General features: G+C 61.7%; 1 protein-coding gene. It reads right to left on the reverse strand.

Annotated elements, in window-relative coordinates; all coding sequences use genetic code 11:
* Window positions 1-17 precede the first annotated feature (17 nt).
* Window positions 18-19,724: an immunoglobulin-like domain-containing protein gene (locus ACIPZH_RS22795; protein ID WP_400637944.1), complete on the reverse strand. Its 19,707-nt coding sequence runs from the start codon at window positions 19,722-19,724 to the stop codon at window positions 18-20.
* Window positions 19,725-19,771 lie beyond the last annotated feature (47 nt).

Genomic DNA, 19,771 nt, shown 5'->3' on the forward strand with positions numbered 1-19,771 from the left:
CCACCGCGCAGACGGGATCAGGCGTTGTCGATCTTGATGGTGGGGTCGGCACCGCTGATCAACGAGTTGACCGTGGTATTGGACCAGTTGACCCCTTCCAGCTTGATAGACACATCGGCATTGGCCAGGCCACCGGCTGCGTTGAGCTTGCCTTCGGTGCTGACCTGCAAGGTCGAGGACCCATCGACGGTGGTGATCTTCAGGAAGTTGTCGATAGTGCTGGCCTTCTCACCTTGCAGCAGGTCGCGCAAGTCCAGGCGGTCACCCTCGCTGACTTTGAAGTCCTTGATCACGTCATTGCCAATGTCACCGGACTTCCACACGAAGGTGTCGGCACCGCTGCCACCGATCAGCAGGTCGTTGCCTTGGCCGCCGATCAGGGTGTCGTTGCCAGTGCCGCCCAGCAGGATGTCATTACCTTTGCCGCCATCGAGGGTGTCATTACCCCCCTGGCCGAAGAGGATGTCATTGCCTGCGCCCCCCATCAGGGTGTCGGCGCCATCATTGCTGCCCGCAATATCGAACTCGGTGTAATGCTCGTTGATGTACTTGTGCATTGCCCGCGCGTCGACATCGCCCGCATCCACACCGAGCTTGTTCGCCACGTAACCCTGAATCGCCTCTACACCCGTGCCGGCGACCGTCGGGAAGGTCAGCAGGTCGCCGAAGATGATGTCGTTGCCATCACCACCGTTGACCGTGTCGTTGCCCGGCTGGGTGACTTCGGTGTGGCCGAGGATGGCATCTGCCAGTTTGCTCGGGTCGATGTTGGCCTGTGGCTTGCCATCGGAGTCATAGGGCTTCAGGTCATCCTTGTTCACGCCGCTGTTGAGGCCAATCGCCTCGACGTCGGACAAACCAGCGAGGATCTTGAAGCTGTCAGTCGAGTTGTTGGTGGTTGCCCGGTCAGTCGAGTTGCCCGTGCCGTCGCGGGTCGACAGCTCATAACCCCCATTACCCTCGGCACGTATAGTGGCTGTGCTCTGGGTGGACCACTTGTAGTAGTAACCCGAGTTCCAGCTCCAGTCCAACTCGCGAACCTGCATGGTCAACTTGCCGCTGCTGTCGATCGAGAGACGGTTGTTGGTATCCAACTGATAGTTGGTAACGGTATCGCCCATCTTATAGTTGATCGACGACAGGAACGTATCGAGCTTGACGTTGGTGTTGCCCAAGTTCGGGTTGCCCTGTTCACTGGTCTGGTAATAGGTCGGCTCACCGTCAGTGATGAAGAATGTCTGGTTACTACCGGTGCTACCTGCTGCCTTGAGGTTGGCGAACCAGTTGGCTGTCGTTTTGAAGGCATCCTCATAGTTGGTGCCGCCATTGGAGTTCAACGTGCCCAGCGCACTCAGCAGGGTTTTCAGGCCCGCATCGTTGAGGGTCACCGATACGCTGCTCTTGACCTGGGTGGCAAAGTCGACCAACAGAATATTCACCGTCCCGGACTGTGCGCCCTTGACGCTTGCAGCCAAGGTCTTGAACACCGACTCCAGCGATTGCTTCGCGGCATCGACGCCCGCAGAGCCCATGCTGCCCGAGGTGTCGACGATGAAGGCGATGTTGTAGTCCTTGCCTGGTACCACGTGCAGGCCGCTGACATCCGCGACCACGATGTCATTGCCATCGGTGCCGGTGATGGTATCGCTGTCGGACGACAGGTTGCTGGTGGTGTACGACTGCGGGTAGACCGTGACCTTGATGCTGCCTTCGCTGGTGGCAGTGCTGCCGCCAACGCTTTCGGTGGACGTCGAAGTGACTTTCACGTCGAACTGGCCGGAGTAGTAGGCCGGCGGCTTGATGGTCAGGCTGCCCAGATTCCAACCCGTGACATCCACCGCACTGGCACCAACGGTGAAGGTATGGCCTGCATTGTCGGCCACTACCGAGCCTGTCGGGATGCCGCTGAGCTTGACGCTCAGGCTCTCGGAACCATCGGTGTCGGTCAGCGCGGTACTGATGCCTACCAACTTGACCGGCGCACCATTCTCGCCGCCTTCGTTGAGCTTGTAGCCGTCGTAGTAACCCACGCCGTTGCTGCCATGCAGGTCGGACACCGTGACACCGGCGTTGGCCAGCGCAGCGACGTTCGGGTACATCGGGATGTTGGCGCTGCTAAGGTCTGTGACCGCGCCATTACCCACCTTGATGTTGACGTCAAGGCTGCCTGGCCCGGCCTGGTTGGCGTTGTAGATCTCCAGGGTGTAATAGCCGCTGGTGGTCGGGGTGTAGCTGCCGGAAATGCTGCCGCTGGCCGAGCCCCAGGTGCCGCCGGCGACGTTCTTGCCGCCGATGACGATTTGCAGGCTGTCGTCAGCGGTGCCACTGAAGGTGTAGGTCTTGCCAGCCTCCAGGTAGATCAGGCCTGAGGTCTTCGAACCCGACCCCGGGGTGACGGTGGCCGTGGTGTCGACCGTGGTCACCTGCTCGCTCTTGCCGGCGCTGCCGGAGTTGGCGAACACGTTCTTCAGCGCGTCACCGGTGATGCCATTGCCGTTGGTGCCCAGGCCGTTGAGGCTGGTCCAGGTTTCCTTGGTCAGGCCCAGCGAATTGACGTTGTTGCTGCCAATGCTCAGGTCCGGCTTGTCGGCCATCGGCGTGATATCGACCTTGAGCGTGGCTTCGCTGCCCGTGCCCTTGCCATCGGTAGGCGCGTACTTGATCTGCGCGTAGTCCGCCTGCTTGTTGCCCACACCGGTACCACCGTAACCGTCGACACCCGACTGGTTAGCCACGGGAACGAACTTGAGCTTGCCGGCGGCGATGTCAGCCTGGCTGATGGTCTGGCCTGCCTTCACATCGACCCAGCTGGTGCCGTTGTACAGCTTCAAGGTACCGGCCCCTGGCAGCTGGGTGATGGTCACCCCTAGGCTGCTAAGCGAGGAGTCGACATCGCTGATGTTGAAGTCGCTCCAACCCAGCACCAGGTCGGTGTCCTCGGTGCCGGTGACCGCTCCGCCGGTAGTGGTAGGCAGGTCATTGACCGCCACGACGTTGACCGTGGTGGTGGCCGTGTTCGAGGTGTTCACACCGTCAGTCACCGTGACCGTGATGATCCGAGGGACGGTGCTCGGGTCTTCACTGGTGTTGATGAAGGTGATGTTCTTGATCGCCTGGATGTAGTCAGCCAGCGAAGCGTTGCCGCTCAGGGTCAGGACCACCTTGCCATCGGTGCTGTTGGCGTTGATCGAGATGCCATTGACGCTGTTGCCCAGGTTCAGGGCATCGCCTGGCTGGCGGTTGGTCAGGGTCACCGTCGCGCCGGTCAGCATCGAGCTGTCGAAGTCGGTGATCGACACGTCGATATCGCCGATCGAAACACCGCTGCCTGGCTGGTTCTCGGTGAACGTGGTCTGGTAGTCGGCGCCGGTCTTGCCGCTAGAATTGTTGGCGTCCAGGTCCAGGACGGGCGCCGGCTCGAAGATCTGGGTGGTGACGCTACCAGCGCTGCCGCTAACCGCCAGGTTTTCGAAGTTGCCGCCGGTGGCCGAGTCGATCTTGACGGTGAACTGCTCGGTACCTTCGGTGACGTTGTCCTTGATGGTCGGGATGGTGAAGGTGGCTGAGTTGCTGCCCGCTTTGATCGTGACGATGGCCACACCGGTGTAGTCGGCGCCATTGGTGGCGGTGCCGGTATACGAAAGCTTCACCGTCACATCGGTTTGCGCATTGTTGCTGAGGTTCAGCGTGTAAGTCGCGTTGCCACCTTCGGCAACAGCGGTTGTACCACTGATGCTCAGGGTAGTCGTCTGGATGGTGTCGGTCACGGCGGTGACCGCTGGCGTGTTACTGACGACGAGGTTTTCGAAGTTGCCACCTGAAGTGCCGGTAATTTTCGCCGACACGTCCGCCGCATCGATGTACACATCCTCGGCGGGCGCGGCGACAATCACCGAGCCTGACGTTTTACCTGCTGCAATGTTGATGGTCTGGCCATTGCTCAGGGTGACCGTCATCGCCGTGCCCGCCGGGTTGCTCAACGTGGCGGTGTAGGTGATCTGGCCACCTTCGGCGACGGTGGGCGTGGCGCTGAGGGTCAGGCTGGTATTGTCGATCGTATCGGAGACCTTGGTCACGGCGTAAGCGCCGTCGACGGCGAGCAATTCGAAATCGCCGCCGGTGCTGCCGTCGATCTTGACCTGTACCGAGCCAGCATCGATGTAGGGGTCATCGGCGGGCGCGTTGAGGGTGATGCTGCCCTCGGTCTGACCTTTGGCAATGGAGATGGTCTCGCCATTGCTCAATTTGATGGTCATGTCAGAACCGGCCTTGTTGGACAAGGTTGCGGTGTAGGTGATCTTGCCGCCTTCGGCGACCGTTGGCGTCGCGCTCAGGACAAGGCTCGTGGTGTCCTTGGTGCCTGCCACATCCGTTACCGTCGTTGACGGGGAGCCAGCGGTGACCAACTTCTCGTAATTGCCGCCGTCGACCTTGGTGATGCTGTTGGTCAGCGCGGTGTTGGTGTTGTAGACGTTGTTCGGCGCGGTGAAATTGACCGAGCCGGACGATTCGCCGACGCCGATGGTAATGCTCTGGCCGTTGGCCAGGGTGACAACCAAGGGGCTGCCGGTGACTGGGGCCGACACCGACGCGGTGTACACCACGGTGCCGCCCTCGACCACGCTTGGAGTGGCGGTCAGGGTCACCGTGCTGGTATCGAGCGTGTCGCTGACATTGGTCACGGCTTCAGCCGGGTTGACCGCCAGCTTCTCGAAGTCGCCACCGGTGGTGCCAGTGATGGTGGCTTTGACCTGACCGGCGTCTTTGTACACGTCATCAGCCGGTGCAGCGACGGTCACTTGGCCAGAGGTCTGGCCTGCCGCGATGGTGATAGTTGCGCCGTTGCTCAAGGTCACGGTCATCGCCGTGCCGGCTGGGTTGCTCAGCGTGGCGGTGTAGACGATCTGACCGCCCTCGGCGACATCGCCAGTGGCGCTCAGCACCAGGTTGGTAGTCGCCTGCGTAGCCGGGCTGTCGGTGACCGTCGTGGTCGGGGTGCCCGCGGTTTCGAGCTGTTCGTAATTACCGCCGTCGACCTTGGTGATGCTGTTGGTCAGCGGTGCATTGGTGTTGTAGACGTTGTTTGGCGCGGTGAAGTTGACCGAGCCGGACGACTCACCGACGCCGATGGTGATGCTCTGACCATTGGCCAGGGTGACCACCAGTGGGCTGCCGGTGACTGGGGCCGACACGGACGCGGTGTACACCACGGTACCGCCCTCGACCACGCTTGGAGTGGCGGTCAGGGTCACCGTGCTGGTATCGAGCGTGTCGCTGACATTGGTCACGGCTTCAGCCGGGTTGACCGCCAGCTTCTCGAAGTCGCCACCGGTGGTGCCAGTGATGGTGGCTTTGACCTGACCGGCGTCTTTGTAGACGTCATCAGCCGGTGCAGCGACGGTCACTTGGCCAGAGGTCTGGCCTGCCGCGATGGTGATAGTTGCGCCGTTGCTCAGCGTCACGGTCATTGCCGTGCCCGCTGGGTTGCTCAAGGTCGCGGTGTAAACGATCTGGCCGCCTTCGGCGACATCGCCGGTGGCGCTCAGCACCAGGTTGGTAGTCGCCTGCGTAGCCGGGCTGTCGGTGACCGTCGTAGTTGGAGTACCCGCGGTATCCAGCTTCTCGTAGTTACCGCCGTCAACCTTGGTGATGCTGTTGGTCAGCGGGGTGTTGGTGTTGTAGACGTTGTTCGGCGCGGTGAAATTGACCGAAGCGGACGACTCACCGACGCCGATGGTGATGCTCTGACCATTGGCCAGGGTTACGACCAGCGGCGATCCAGTGACAGGCGCCGACACCGAGGCGGTGTACACCACGGTGCCGCCCTCGACCACGCTTGGAGTGGCGGTCAGGGTCACCGTGCTGGTATCGAGCGTGTCGCTGACATTGGTCACGGCTTCAGCCGGATTGACTGCGAGGTTCTCGAAGTCACCACCGGTGGTGTCGGTGATGGTGGCTTTGACCTGGCCGGCGTCTTTGTAAACGTCATCCGCCGGGGCTGGAACAGAGACCGTGCCAGAGGTCTGGCCGGCCGCGATATTGATGGTCGCGCCATTGCTCAGGGTCACGGTCATCGCCGTGCCGGCTGGGTTGCTCAAGGTCGCGGTGTAAACGATCTGGCCGCCTTCGGCGACATCGCCGGTGGCGCTCAGCACCAGGTTGGTAGTCGCCTGCGTAGCCGGGCTGTCGGTGACCGTGGTGGTTGGAGTACCCGCGGTATCCAGCTTCTCGTAGTTACCGCCGTCAACCTTGGTGATGCTGTTAGTCAGCGGCGCATTGGTGTTGTAGACGTTATTCGGCGCAACGAAGTCGACCGAGCCGGACGATTCGCCGACGCCAATGGTGATGCTCTGGCCGTTAGCCAGGGTGACCACCAGTGGGCTACCGGTGACTGGGGCGCTAACCGACGCCGTGTAGGTGACCACCCCGCCTTCGACAACCGAGGCATTGGCAGTCAGGGTCACGGTCGACGTATCGAGCGTATCGCTGACATTGGTCACGGCCTCAGCTGGATTGACTGCGAGGTTCTCGAAGTCACCACCGGTGGTACCAGTAACGCTGACTTTGACCTGGCCCGCGTCTTTGTAAACATCGTCAGCCGGGGCTGGAACAGAGACCGTGCCGGAGGTCTGGCCTGCCGCGATATTGATGGTCGCGCCATTGCTCAGCGTGACGGTCATCGCCGTGCCCGCTGGGTTACTCAAGGTCGCGGTGTAAACGATCTGACCACCTTCAGCGACATCGCCGGTGGCGCTCAGCACCAGGTTGGTAGTCGCCTGCGTAGCCGGACTGTCGGTGACCGTGGTGGTTGGAGTACCTGCGGTATCCAGCTTCTCGTAATTACCGCCGTCGACCTTGGTGATGCTGTTGGTCAACGGTGCATTGGTGTTGTAGACGTTGTTCGGTGCGGTGAAGTTGACCGAGCCGGACGACTCACCGACACCGATGGTGATGCTTTGACCGTTGGCCAGGGTCACCACCAGCGGGCTACCGGTGACCGGCGCCGACACCGAGGCGGTGTAGGTCACCACGCCACCTTCGATTACCGAAGCATTCGCCGTCAGGGTCACGGTCGACGTATCGAGCGTATCGCTGACATTGGTCACGGCTTCAGCCGGATTGACTGCGAGGTTCTCAAAGTCGCCACCGGTGGTACCGGTGACGGTGGCTTTGACCTGCCCGGCGTCTTTGTAAACATCGTCAGCCGGGGCTGGAACAGAGACCGTGCCGGAGGTCTGGCCTGCCGCGATATTGATGGTCGCGCCGTTGCTCAGCGTGACGGTCATCGCCGTGCCCGCGGGGTTGCTCAAGGTCGCGGTGTAGACGATCTGGCCGCCTTCAGCGACATCGCCAGTGGCGCTCAGCACCAGGTTGGTAGTTGCCTGAGTAGCCGGACTGTCGGTGACCGTCGTGGTCGGGGTGCCCGCGGTTTCGAGCTGTTCGTAATTGCCGCCTTCAACCTTAGTGATGCTGTTGGTCAACGGCGCATTGGTGTTGTAGACGTTATTCGGTGCAACAAAGTCGACCGAGCCGGACGATTCGCCGACACCGATGGTGATGCTCTGGCCGTTGGCCAGGGTGACCACCAGTGGGCTGCCGGTGACTGGGGCCGACACGGACGCGGTGTACACCACGGTACCGCCCTCGACCACGCTTGGAGTGGCGGTCAACGTGACGGTCGACGTGTCGAGCGTATCGCTGACGTTAGTTACGGCTTCAGCCGGATTGATCGCGAGGTTCTCGAAGTCACCACCGGTGGTACCAGTAACGCTGACTTTGACCTGGCCGGCGTCTTTGTAGACGTCATCGGCCGGGGCCGGAACAGAGACCGTGCCAGAGGTCTGGCCGGCCGCGATATTGATGGTCGCGCCGTTGCTCAGCGTCACGGTCATCGCCGTGCCGGCTGGGTTGCTCAAGGTCGCGGTGTAGACGATCTGGCCGCCTTCGGCGACATCGCCGGTGGCGCTCAGCACCAGGTTGGTAGTCGCCTGCGTAGCTGGGCTGTCGGTGACCGTGGTGGTTGGAGTACCGGCGGTATCCAGCTTCTCGTAGTTACCGCCGTCGACCTTGGTGATGCTGTTGGTCAACGGTGCATTGGTGTTGTAGACGTTGTTCGGTGCGGTGAAGTTGACCGAGCCGGACGACTCACCGACACCGATGGTGATGCTTTGACCGTTGGCCAGGGTCACGACCAGCGGGCTACCGGTGACCGGCGCCGACACCGAGGCGGTGTAGGTCACCACGCCACCTTCGATTACCGAAGCATTCGCCGTCAGGGTCACGGTCGACGTATCGAGCGTATCGCTGACATTGGTCACGGCTTCAGCCGGATTGACTGCGAGGTTCTCAAAGTCGCCACCGGTGGTACCGGTGACGGTGGCTTTGACCTGACCGGCGTCTTTGTAGACGTCATCCGCCGGGGCCGGAACAGAGACCGTGCCGGAGGTCTGGCCGGCCGCGATGTTGATGGTCGCGCCGTTGCTCAGGGTCACGGTCATCGCCGTGCCGGCTGGGTTGCTCAAGGTCGCGGTGTAAACGATCTGGCCGCCTTCAGCGACATCGCCAGTGGCGCTCAGCACCAGGTTGGTGGTTGCCTGAGTAGCCGGACTGTCGGTAACCGTGGTGGTTGGAGTACCGGAAGTATCCAGCTTCTCGTAATTACCGCCGTCAACCTTGGTGATGCTGTTGGTCAGCGGTGCATTGGTGTTGTAGACGTTATTCGGCGCGGTGAAATTGACCGAACCGGACGACTCACCGACGCCGATGGTAATGCTCTGGCCGTTGGCCAGGGTCACGACCAACGGGCTACCGGTGACTGGGGCCGACACCGAGGCGGTGTACACCACAGTACCGCCCTCGACCACGCTTGGAGTGGCGGTCAGGGTCACCGTGCTGGTATCGAGCGTATCGCTGACATTGGTTACGGCTTCAGCCGGATTGACCGCAAGGTTTTCAAAGTCACCACCGGTGGTGCCGGTGATGGTGGCTTTGACCTGACCGGCGTCTTTGTAAACGTCATCCGCCGGGGCTGGAACAGAGACCGTGCCAGAGGTCTGGCCAGCCGCGATATTGATGGTCGCGCCATTGCTCAGGGTCACGGTCATCGCCGTGCCGGCTGGGTTGCTCAAGGTCGCGGTGTAGACGATCTGACCGCCTTCAGCGACATCGCCGGTGGCGCTCAGCACCAGGCTGGTAGTCGCCTGCGTAGCAGGACTGTCGGTAACCGTCGTGGTTGGAGTACCCGCGGTATCCAGCTTCTCGTAGTTACCGCCGTCAACCTTGGTGATGCTGTTGGTCAACGGTGCATTGGTGTTGTAGACGTTGTTCGGCGCGGTGAAATTGACCGAACCGGACGACTCACCGACGCCGATGGTGATGCTCTGGCCGTTGGCCAGGGTGACCACCAGTGGGCTGCCGGTGACTGGGGCCGACACGGACGCGGTGTACACCACGGTACCGCCCTCGACCACGCTTGGAGTGGCGGTCAGGGTCACCGTGCTGGTATCGAGCGTGTCGCTGACATTGGTCACGGCCTCAGCCGGATTGACCGCAAGATTTTCAAAGTCACCACCCGTGGTACCGGTGATGGTGGCTTTGACCTGCCCGGCGTCTTTGTAGACGTCATCCGCCGGGGCCGGAACAGAGACCGTGCCGGAGGTCTGGCCGGCCGCGATATTGATAGTTGCGCCGTTGCTCAAGGTCACGGTCATCGCCGTGCCCGCCGGGTTGCTCAGCGTGGCGGTGTAGACGATCTGACCGCCTTCAGCGACATCGCCAGTCGCGCTCAGCACCAGGTTGGTGGTCGCCTGGGTAGCGGAGCTGTCGGTGACTGTGGTGGTTGGAGTACCGGCAGTGTCCAGCTTCTCGTAATTACCACCGTCGACCTTGGTAATGCTGTTAGTCAGCGGCGCATTGGTGTTGTAGACGTTATTCGGCGCAACGAAGTCGACCGAGCCGGACGACTCACCGACGCCGATGGTGATGCTCTGACCATTGGCCAGGGTGACCACCAGTGGGCTACCGGTGACCGGAGCGCTAACCGACGCCGTGTAGGTGACCACCCCGCCCTCGACCACGCTTGGAGTGGCGGTCAGGGTCACCGTGCTGGTATCGAGCGTGTCGCTGACATTGGTCACGGCTTCAGCCGGGTTGACCGCCAGCTTCTCGAAGTCGCCACCGGTGGTGCCAGTGATGGTGGCTTTGACCTGACCGGCGTCTTTGTAGACGTCATCAGCCGGTGCAGCGACGGTCACTTGGCCAGAGGTCTGGCCTGCCGCGATGGTGATAGTTGCGCCGTTGCTCAGCGTCACGGTCATTGCCGTGCCCGCTGGGTTGCTCAGCGTGGCGGTGTAGACGATCTGACCGCCTTCAGCGACATCGCCAGTCGCGCTCAGCACCAGGTTGGTGGTTGCCTGAGTAGCCGGACTGTCGGTGACCGTCGTGGTTGGAGTACCGGCGGTGTCGAGCTGTTCGTAATTACCGCCGTCGACCTTGGTGATGCTGTTGGTCAGCGGTGCATTGGTGTTGTAGACGTTGTTTGGTGCAACAAAGTCGACCGAACCGGAGGACTCGCCAACGCCGATGGTGATGGTTTGACCATTGGCCAGGGTTACGACCAGCGGCGAACCGGTGACCGGAGCGCTAACCGACGCCGTGTAGGTCACCACCCCGCCTTCGACAACCGAGGCATTGGCAGTCAGGGTCACGGTCGACGTATCGAGGGTATCGCTGACATTGGTTACGGCCTCAGCTGGATTGACCGCAAGGTTCTCGAAGTCACCACCGGTGGTACCAGTAACGCTGACTTTGACCTGGCCGGCGTCTTTGTAAACGTCATCCGCCGGGGCTGGAACAGAGACCGTGCCAGAGGTCTGGCCGGCCGCGATATTGATGGTCGCGCCATTGCTCAGGGTCACGGTCATCGCCGTGCCGGCTGGGTTGCTCAAGGTCGCGGTGTAAACGATCTGGCCGCCTTCGGCGACATCGCCGGTGGCGCTCAGCACCAGGTTGGTAGTCGCCTGCGTAGCCGGGCTGTCGGTGACCGTCGTAGTTGGAGTACCCGCGGTATCCAGCTTCTCGTAGTTACCGCCGTCAACCTTGGTGATGCTGTTGGTCAGCGGTGCATTGGTGTTGTAGACGTTATTCGGCGCAACAAAGTCGACCGAACCGGAGGACTCGCCAACGCCGATGGTGATGGTTTGACCATTGGCCAGGGTGACCACCAGTGGCGAACCTGTAACAGGCGCCGACACCGAGGCGGTGTAGGTCACCACGCCACCTTCGATTACCGAAGCATTCGCCGTCAGGGTCACGGTCGACGTATCGAGCGTATCGCTGACATTGGTTACGGCTTCAGCCGGATTGACTGCGAGGTTCTCGAAGTCGCCACCGGTGGTACCAGTAACGCTGACTTTGACCTGGCCAGCGTCTTTGTAAACGTCATCAGCTGGTGCGGCGACGGTCACTTGGCCAGAGGTCTGGCCGGCTGCGATATTGATAGTTGCGCCGTTGCTCAAGGTCACGGTCATCGCCGTGCCCGCTGGGTTGCTCAGCGTAGCGGTGTAGACGATCTGACCGCCCTCGGCGACATCGCCAGTGGCGCTCAGCACCAGGTTGGTGGTCGCCTGGGTAGCGGAGCTGTCGGTGACTGTGGTGGTTGGAGTACCGGCAGTGTCCAGCTTCTCGTAATTACCACCGTCGACCTTGGTAATGCTGTTAGTCAGCGGTGCATTGGTGTTGTAGACGTTATTCGGCGCGGTGAAATTGACCGAAGCGGACGACTCACCGACGCCGATGGTAATGCTCTGGCCGTTGGCCAGGGTCACGACCAACGGGCTACCGGTGACTGGGGCCGACACCGAGGCGGTGTACACCACAGTACCGCCCTCGACCACGCTTGGAGTGGCGGTCAGGGTCACCGTGCTGGTATCGAGCGTATCGCTGACGTTGGTCACGGCCTCAGCCGGATTGACCGCAAGATTCTCGAAGTCGCCACCGGTGGTACCAGTAACGGTGACTTTGACCTGACCGGCGTCTTTGTAGACGTCATCGGCCGGGGCCGGAACAGAGACCGTACCGGAGGTCTGGCCGGCGGCGATATTGATGGTCGCGCCGTTGCTCAGGGTCACGGTCATCGCCGTGCCGGCAGGGTTGCTTAAGGTCGCGGTGTAGACGATCTGACCGCCCTCGGCGACTTCGCCAGTCGCGCTCAGCACCAGGTTGGTGGTCGCCTGGGTAGCCGGACTGTCGGTGACCGTGGTGGTCGGGGTGCCCGCGGTGTCGAGCTGTTCGTAATTACCGCCTTCAACCTTGGTGATGCTGTTGGTCAGCGGTGCATTGGTGTTGTAGACGTTATTGGGCGCAACAAAGTCGACCGAACCGGAGGACTCGCCAACGCCGATGGTGATGGTTTGGCCGTTAGCCAGGGTTACGACCAGCGGCGAACCGGTGACCGGAGCGCTAACCGACGCGGTGTAGGTGACCACGCCACCTTCGATTACCGAAGCATTCGCCGTCAGGGTCACGGTCGACGTATCGAGCGTATCGCTGACATTGGTTACGGCTTCAGCCGGATTGACTGCGAGGTTCTCGAAGTCACCACCGGTGGTACCAGTAACGCTGACTTTGACCTGGCCGGCGTCTTTGTAGACGTCATCGGCCGGGGCCGGAACAGAGACCGTGCCAGAGGTCTGGCCGGCTGCGATATTGATAGTTGCGCCGTTGCTCAAGGTCACGGTCATCGCCGTGCCCGCTGGGTTGCTCAGCGTAGCGGTGTAGACGATCTGACCGCCCTCGGCGACATCGCCAGTGGCGCTCAGCACCAGGTTGGTGGTCGCCTGGGTAGCGGAGCTGTCGGTGACTGTGGTGGTTGGAGTACCGGCAGTGTCCAGCTTCTCGTAATTACCACCGTCGACCTTGGTGATGCTGTTGGTCAGCGGTGCATTGGTGTTGTAGACGTTGTTTGGCGCGGTGAAGTTGACCGAAGCGGACGACTCGCCAACGCCGATGGTGATGGTTTGGCCGTTGGCCAGGGTCACCACGAGCGGGCTGCCGGTGACTGGCGCCGACACCGAGGCGGTGTAGGTCACCACGCCACCTTCGATTACCGAAGCATTCGCCGTCAGGGTCACGGTCGACGTGTCGAGCGTATCGCTGACGTTGGTCACGGCCTCAGCTGGATTGACCGCAAGGTTTTCAAAGTCACCACCGGTGGTGCCGGTGACGGTGGCTTTGACCTGCCCGGCGTCTATGTAGACGTCATCGGCCGGGGCCGGAACAGAGACCGTGCCAGTGGTCTGACCGGCCGCGATATTGATGGTCGCGCCATTGCTCAGGGTCACGGTCATTGCCGTACCCGCTGGGTTGCTCAGCGTGGCGGTGTAGACGATCTGGCCGCCTTCGGCGACATCGCCGGTGGCGCTCATCACCAGGTTGGTAGTCGCCTGGGTAGCCGGACTGTCGGTGACCGTCGTGGTCGGGGTGCCCGCGGTTTCGAGCTGTTCGTAATTACCGCCTTCAACCTTGGTGATGCTGTTGGTCAGCGGTGCATTGGTGTTGTAGACGTTGTTCGGTGCAACAAAGTCGACCGAACCGGAGGACTCGCCAACGCCGATGGTGATGGTTTGACCATTGGCCAGGGTGACCACCAGTGGCGAACCTGTAACAGGCGCCGACACCGAGGCGGTGTAGGTCACCACCCCGCCTTCGACAACCGAGGCATTGGCCGTCAGGGTCACCGTGCTGGTATCGAGGGTGTCGCTGACATTGGTTACGGCCTCAGCCGGATTGACTGCGAGGTTCTCAAAGTCGCCACCGGTGGTACCAGTAACGCTGGCTTTGACCTGACCGGCGTCTTTGTAAACATCGTCAGCCGGGGCTGGAACAGAGACCGTGCCGGTGGTTTGGCCAGCCGCGATATTGATGGTCGCGCCGTTGCTCAGGGTCACGGTCATCGCCGTGCCTGCCGGGTTGCTCAGCGTGGCGGTGTAAACGATCTGACCGCCTTCGGCGACATCGCCAGTGGCGCTCAGCACCAGGCTGGTAGTCGCCTGGGTAGCCGGGCTGTCGGTAACCGTGGTGGTTGGAGTACCGGAAGTATCCAGCTTCTCGTAATTACCGCCGTCGACCTTGGTGATGCTGTTGGTCAGCGGTGCGTTAGTGTTGTAGACGTTATTCGGCGCAACGAAGTCGACCGAGCCGGACGATTCGCCGACGCCGATGGTGATGGTTTGACCATTGGCCAGGGTTACGACCAGTGGCGAACCAGTAACAGGCGCCGACACCGAGGCGGTGTAGGTCACCACGCCACCTTCGATTACCGAAGCATTCGCCGTCAGGGTCACGGTCGACGTATCGAGCGTATCGCTGACATTGGTTACGGCTTCAGCCGGATTCACTGCGAGGTTCTCGAAGTCACCACCGGAGGTACCAGTGACGGTCGCTTTGACCTGGCCGGCGTCTTTGTAAACATCGTCAGCCGGGGCAGCGACGGTCACTTGGCCAGTGGTCTGCCCGGCCGCGATATTGATGGTCGCGCCGTTGCTCAGGGTCACGGTCATTGCCGTGCCGGCTGGGTTGCTCAGCGTGGCGGTGTAGACGATCTGACCGCCCTCGGCGACATCGCCGGTGGCGCTCAGCACCAGGTTGGTAGTCGCCTGGGTAGCCGTGCTGTCGGTGACCGTCGTGGTCGGGGTGCCCGCGGTTTCGAGCTGTTCGTAATTGCCGCCTTCAACCTTAGTGATGCTGTTGGTCAACGGCGCATTGGTGTTGTAGACGTTATTGGGCGCAACGAAGTCGACCGAGCCGGACGACTCGCCAACGCCGATGGTGATGGTTTGACCATTGGCCAGGGTCACGACCAGCGGGCTGCCAGTGACAGGCGCCGACACCGAGGCGGTGTACACCACGGTACCGCCCTCGACCACGCTTGGAGTGGCGGTCAGGGTCACCGTGCTGGTATCGAGCGTGTCGCTGACGTTAGTTACGGCTTCAGCCGGATTGATCGCGAGGTTCTCGAAGTCACCACCGGTGGTACCAGTAACGCTGACTTTGACCTGGCCGGCGTCTTTGTAGACGTCATCGGCCGGGGCCGGAACAGAGACCGTACCGGAGGTCTGGCCGGCCGCGATATTGATGGTCGCGCCATTGCTCAGGGTGACAGTCATCGCCGTGCCGGCTGGGTTGCTCAAGGTCGCGGTGTAGACGATCTGACCGCCTTCAGCGACATCGCCGGTGGCGCTCAGCACCAGGCTGGTAGTCGCCTGGGTAGCCGGACTGTCGGTAACCGTCGTGGTTGGAGTACCGGCGGTGTCCAGCTTCTCGTAGTTACCGCCGTCAACCTTGGTGATGCTGTTGGTCAACGGTGCATTGGTGTTGTAGACGTTGTTCGGTGCGGTGAAGTTGACCGAGCCGGACGACTCACCGACACCGATGGTGATGCTCTGGCCGTTGGCCAGGGTGACCACCAGTGGGCTGCCGGTGACTGGGGCCGACACGGACGCGGTGTACACCACGGTACCGCCCTCGACCACGCTTGGAGTGGCGGTCAGGGTCACCGTGCTGGTATCGAGCGTGTCGCTGACATTGGTCACGGCTTCAGCCGGATTGACTGCGAGGTTCTCGAAGTCGCCACCGGTAGTGCCAGTGACGGTCGCTTTGACCTGGCCGGCGTCTTTGTACACGTCATCAGCCGGTGCAGCGACGGTCACTTGGCCAGAGGTCTGGCCGGCCGCGATATTGATGGTCGCACCATTGCTCAGGGTCACGGTCATCGCCGTGCCGGCTGGGTTGCTCAGCGTGGCGGTGTAAACGATCTGGCCGCCTTCGGCGACATCGCCGGTGGCGCTCAGCACCAGGTTGGTAGTCGCCTGCGTAGCCGGGCTGTCGGTGACCGTCGTAGTTGGAGTACCCGCGGTATCCAGCTTCTCGTAGTTACCGCCGTCAACCTTGGTGATGCTGTTGGTCAGCGGTGCATTGGTGTTGTAGACGTTGTTCGGTGCAGTGAAGTCGACCGAGCCGGACGATTCGCCGACACCGATGGTGATGCTCTGGCCGTTGGCCAGGGTTACGACCAGCGGCGAACCGGTGACCGGAGCGCTAACCGACGCCGTGTAGGTGACCACCCCGCCTTCGACAACCGAGGCATTGGCAGTCAGGGTCACGGTCGACGTATCGAGGGTATCGCTGACATTGGTCACGGCCTCAGCTGGATTGACCGCAAGGTTCTCGAAGTCACCACCGGTGGTACCAGTAACGCTGACTTTGACCTGGCCCGCGTCTTTGTAAACGTCATCGGCCGGTGCTGCGACGGTCACTTGGCCAGTGGTCTGGCCTGCCGCGATGTTGATGGTCGCGCCATTGCTCAGGGTCACGGTCATCGCCGTGCCCGCTGGGTTACTCAAGGTCGCGGTGTAAACGATCTGACCACCTTCAGCGACATCGCCGGTGGCGCTCAGCACCAGGTTGGTGGTCGCCTGGGTAGCGGAGCTGTCGGTGACCGTGGTGGTTGGAGTGCCCACAGCATCCAACTTCTCGTAATTCCCGCCGTCGACCTTGGTGATGCTGTTGGTCAGCGGTGCATTGGTGTTGTAGACGTTATTGGGCGCAACAAAGTCGACCGAACCGGAGGACTCGCCAACGCCGATGGTGATGGTTTGGCCGTTAGCCAGGGTCACCACGAGCGGGCTGCCGGTGACTGGGGCCGATACGGACGCGGTGTACACCACAGTACCGCCCTCGACCACGCTTGGAGTGGCGGTCAACGTGACGGTCGACGTGTCGAGCGTATCGCTGACGTTGGTCACGGCCTCAGCCGGATTGACCGCAAGGTTTTCAAAGTCACCACCGGTGGTGCCGGTGACGGTGGCTTTGACCTGCCCGGCGTCTATGTAGACGTCATCGGCCGGGGCCGGAACAGAGACCGTGCCAGTGGTCTGACCGGCCGCGATGTTGATGGTCGCGCCGTTGCTCAGGGTCACGGTCATCGCCGTGCCGGCTGGGTTGCTCAAGGTCGCGGTGTAAACGATCTGGCCGCCTTCAGCGACATCGCCAGTCGCGCTCAGCACCAGGTTGGTAGTTGCCTGAGTAGCCGGACTGTCGGTGACCGTCGTGGTCGGGGTGCCCGCGGTTTCGAGCTGTTCGTAATTGCCGCCTTCAACCTTAGTGATGCTGTTGGTCAACGGCGCATTGGTGTTGTAGACGTTATTCGGTGCAACAAAGTCGACCGAACCGGAGGACTCGCCAACGCCGATGGTGATGGTTTGACCATTGGCCAGGGTGACCACCAGTGGCGAACCTGTAACAGGCGCCGACACCGAGGCGGTGTAGGTCACCACGCCACCCTCGATTACCGAAGCATTGGCCGTCAGGGTCACGGTCGACGTATCGAGCGTATCGCTGACGTTGGTTACGGCCTCAGCCGGATTGACCGCAAGATTCTCGAAGTCGCCACCGGTGGTACCGGTGACGGTGGCTTTGACCTGACCAGCGTCTTTGTAGACGTCATCCGCCGGGGCAGCGACGGTCACTTGGCCAGTGGTCTGGCCGGCCGCGATATTGATGGTCGCGCCGTTGCTCAGGGTCACGGTCATTGCCGTGCCGGCTGGGTTGCTCAGCGTGGCGGTGTAGACGATCTGACCGCCCTCGGCGACATCGCCGGTGGCGCTCAGCACCAGGTTGGTAGTCGCCTGGGTAGCCGTGCTGTCGGTGACCGTCGTGGTCGGGGTGCCCGCGGTTTCGAGCTGTTCGTAATTGCCGCCTTCAACCTTGGTGATGCTGTTGGTCAGCGGTGCATTAGTGTTGTAGACGTTGTTCGGCGCGGTGAAGTTGACCGAACCGGACGACTCACCGACACCGATAGTGATGCTCTGACCATTGGCCAGGGTGACCACCAGTGGGCTGCCGGTGACAGGGGCCGATACGGACGCGGTGTACACCACGGTGCCGCCCTCGACCACGCTTGGTGTAGCGGTCAACGTGACGGTCGACGTGTCGAGCGTATCGCTGACGTTGGTCACGGCCTCAGCCGGATTGACCGCAAGATTCTCGAAGTCGCCACCGGTGGTGCCGGTGACGGTGACTTTGACCTGACCGGCGTCTTTGTACACGTCATCGGCCGGTGCCGGAACAGAGACCGTACCGGAGGTCTGGCCGGCCGCGATATTGATGGTCGCACCGTTGCTCAGCGTGACGGTCATCGCCGTGCCCGCTGGGTTGCTCAAGGTCGCGGTGTAAACGATCTGACCGCCTTCAGCGACATCGCCAGTTGCGCTCAGCACCAGATTGGTGGTCGCCTGGGTAGCCGGGCTGTCAGTAACCGTGGTGGTTGGAGTACCTGCGGTATCCAACTTCTCGTAATTCCCGCCCTCGACTTTGGTAATGCTGTTGGTCAGCGGTGCATTGGTGTTGTAAATGTTGTTCGGCGCAACAAAGTTGACCGAACCGGACGACTCGCCGACACCGATGGTGATGCTCTGACCATTGGCCAGGGTCACGACCAGCGGCGAACCAGTAACAGGCGCCGACACCGAGGCGGTGTACACCACGGTGCCGCCCTCGACCACGCTTGGGGTTGCAGTCAGGGTGACCGTCGACGTGTCAATGCTGTCGCTGATAGTGGTTACAGCGCCCTGGGGATTGATCGACAACTGCTCAAAATTGCCACCGGTGGCGCCGGTGATGGTGGCGGTGACTGTCGAGCCATTGTTGTAAACATCATTGGCCGGCGTCTGGAAGTCCACGCTGCCCGTGGTATTGCCCGCGCCAACGGTAATGGTCTGGCCGTTCGACAGCGTCACGGTCACCGGGGTCTGGGCGGGGTTGCTCAGGGTTACGGTGTAAGTGATCACGCCACCTTCGGTGACGCTTGGCGAAGCGGTAAGGGTCGCAGTCGTGTTGTCTACTGTATCGGTAACCTGAGTCACCGCAGGCGTCTGCGGCAAGGTCACGGTGATGCCAGTACCGCCACTGGTTCCCGTCACGGTGGCGGATATCTGGCCGCCATCGACGTATGGGGTATCGTTAGCCGGGATCGTCACGTTCACGGTGCCGCTGGTCTGGCCCGCCTGAATGACGATCACTGCCCCATTGGACAGTGTTACGGTCAGATTGGAAGTAGGTGCCTGGCCGACCGTCGCGGTATAAACGATAACGCCACCCGCTTCGGAGATCGAAGGGGTGGCGGTGAGGGTCAGGCCAGTGGCGACTGTTGCCGGAGTATCGGCGGTGGTGTCGTTGGCATCAGTATCCAGCCCGCCGACCTCCTCGTCATCAAGGTCGGCGGCGAAGCTCAGAGGGTCAGTCGGGAAACCGATGGTCGGGTCCACCGAGCCTGCTGTTTCTTCCAACAGCACAAAACTGTGCCCTCCGCCAACCGAACCGCCACCTGCCGCTGCAGGACCTGCTGCCGGCGCTTCCAGTTCGGTGGTAGGGTCCACGCCCGCAGCGATCGCTTGTTGCAGCTCTTCCACCGACGGCGCGGCCTGCGCGGTGGCCTGACCCAAGTCGGTGCTGCTGTCGGGTGCATCAGCGCTCCACTGGGTATCACGCCCCAGATCGAGCAAGCGACCATCGGCCAGTTCGAGGGTGACGGCACCACCCGGGCCGGTGAGCACTTCTTCACCGGCCAACAGGCGATCACCTTCAATGAGTACACGCCGGATGCCTTCTGGGGATACTGCGATGACTTGGCCAACAATACTTTTTACGATGGCTACAACGCTGCTCATTGGACTCTCCGGGTTACCCGATGTGATCTGGTTCCATGCTCCGAGCA

Origin of the sequence: Pseudomonas sp. NPDC089758 (assembly GCF_044748705.1) — a bacterium.
GTDB lineage: Bacteria > Pseudomonadota > Gammaproteobacteria > Pseudomonadales > Pseudomonadaceae > Aquipseudomonas > Aquipseudomonas putida_X.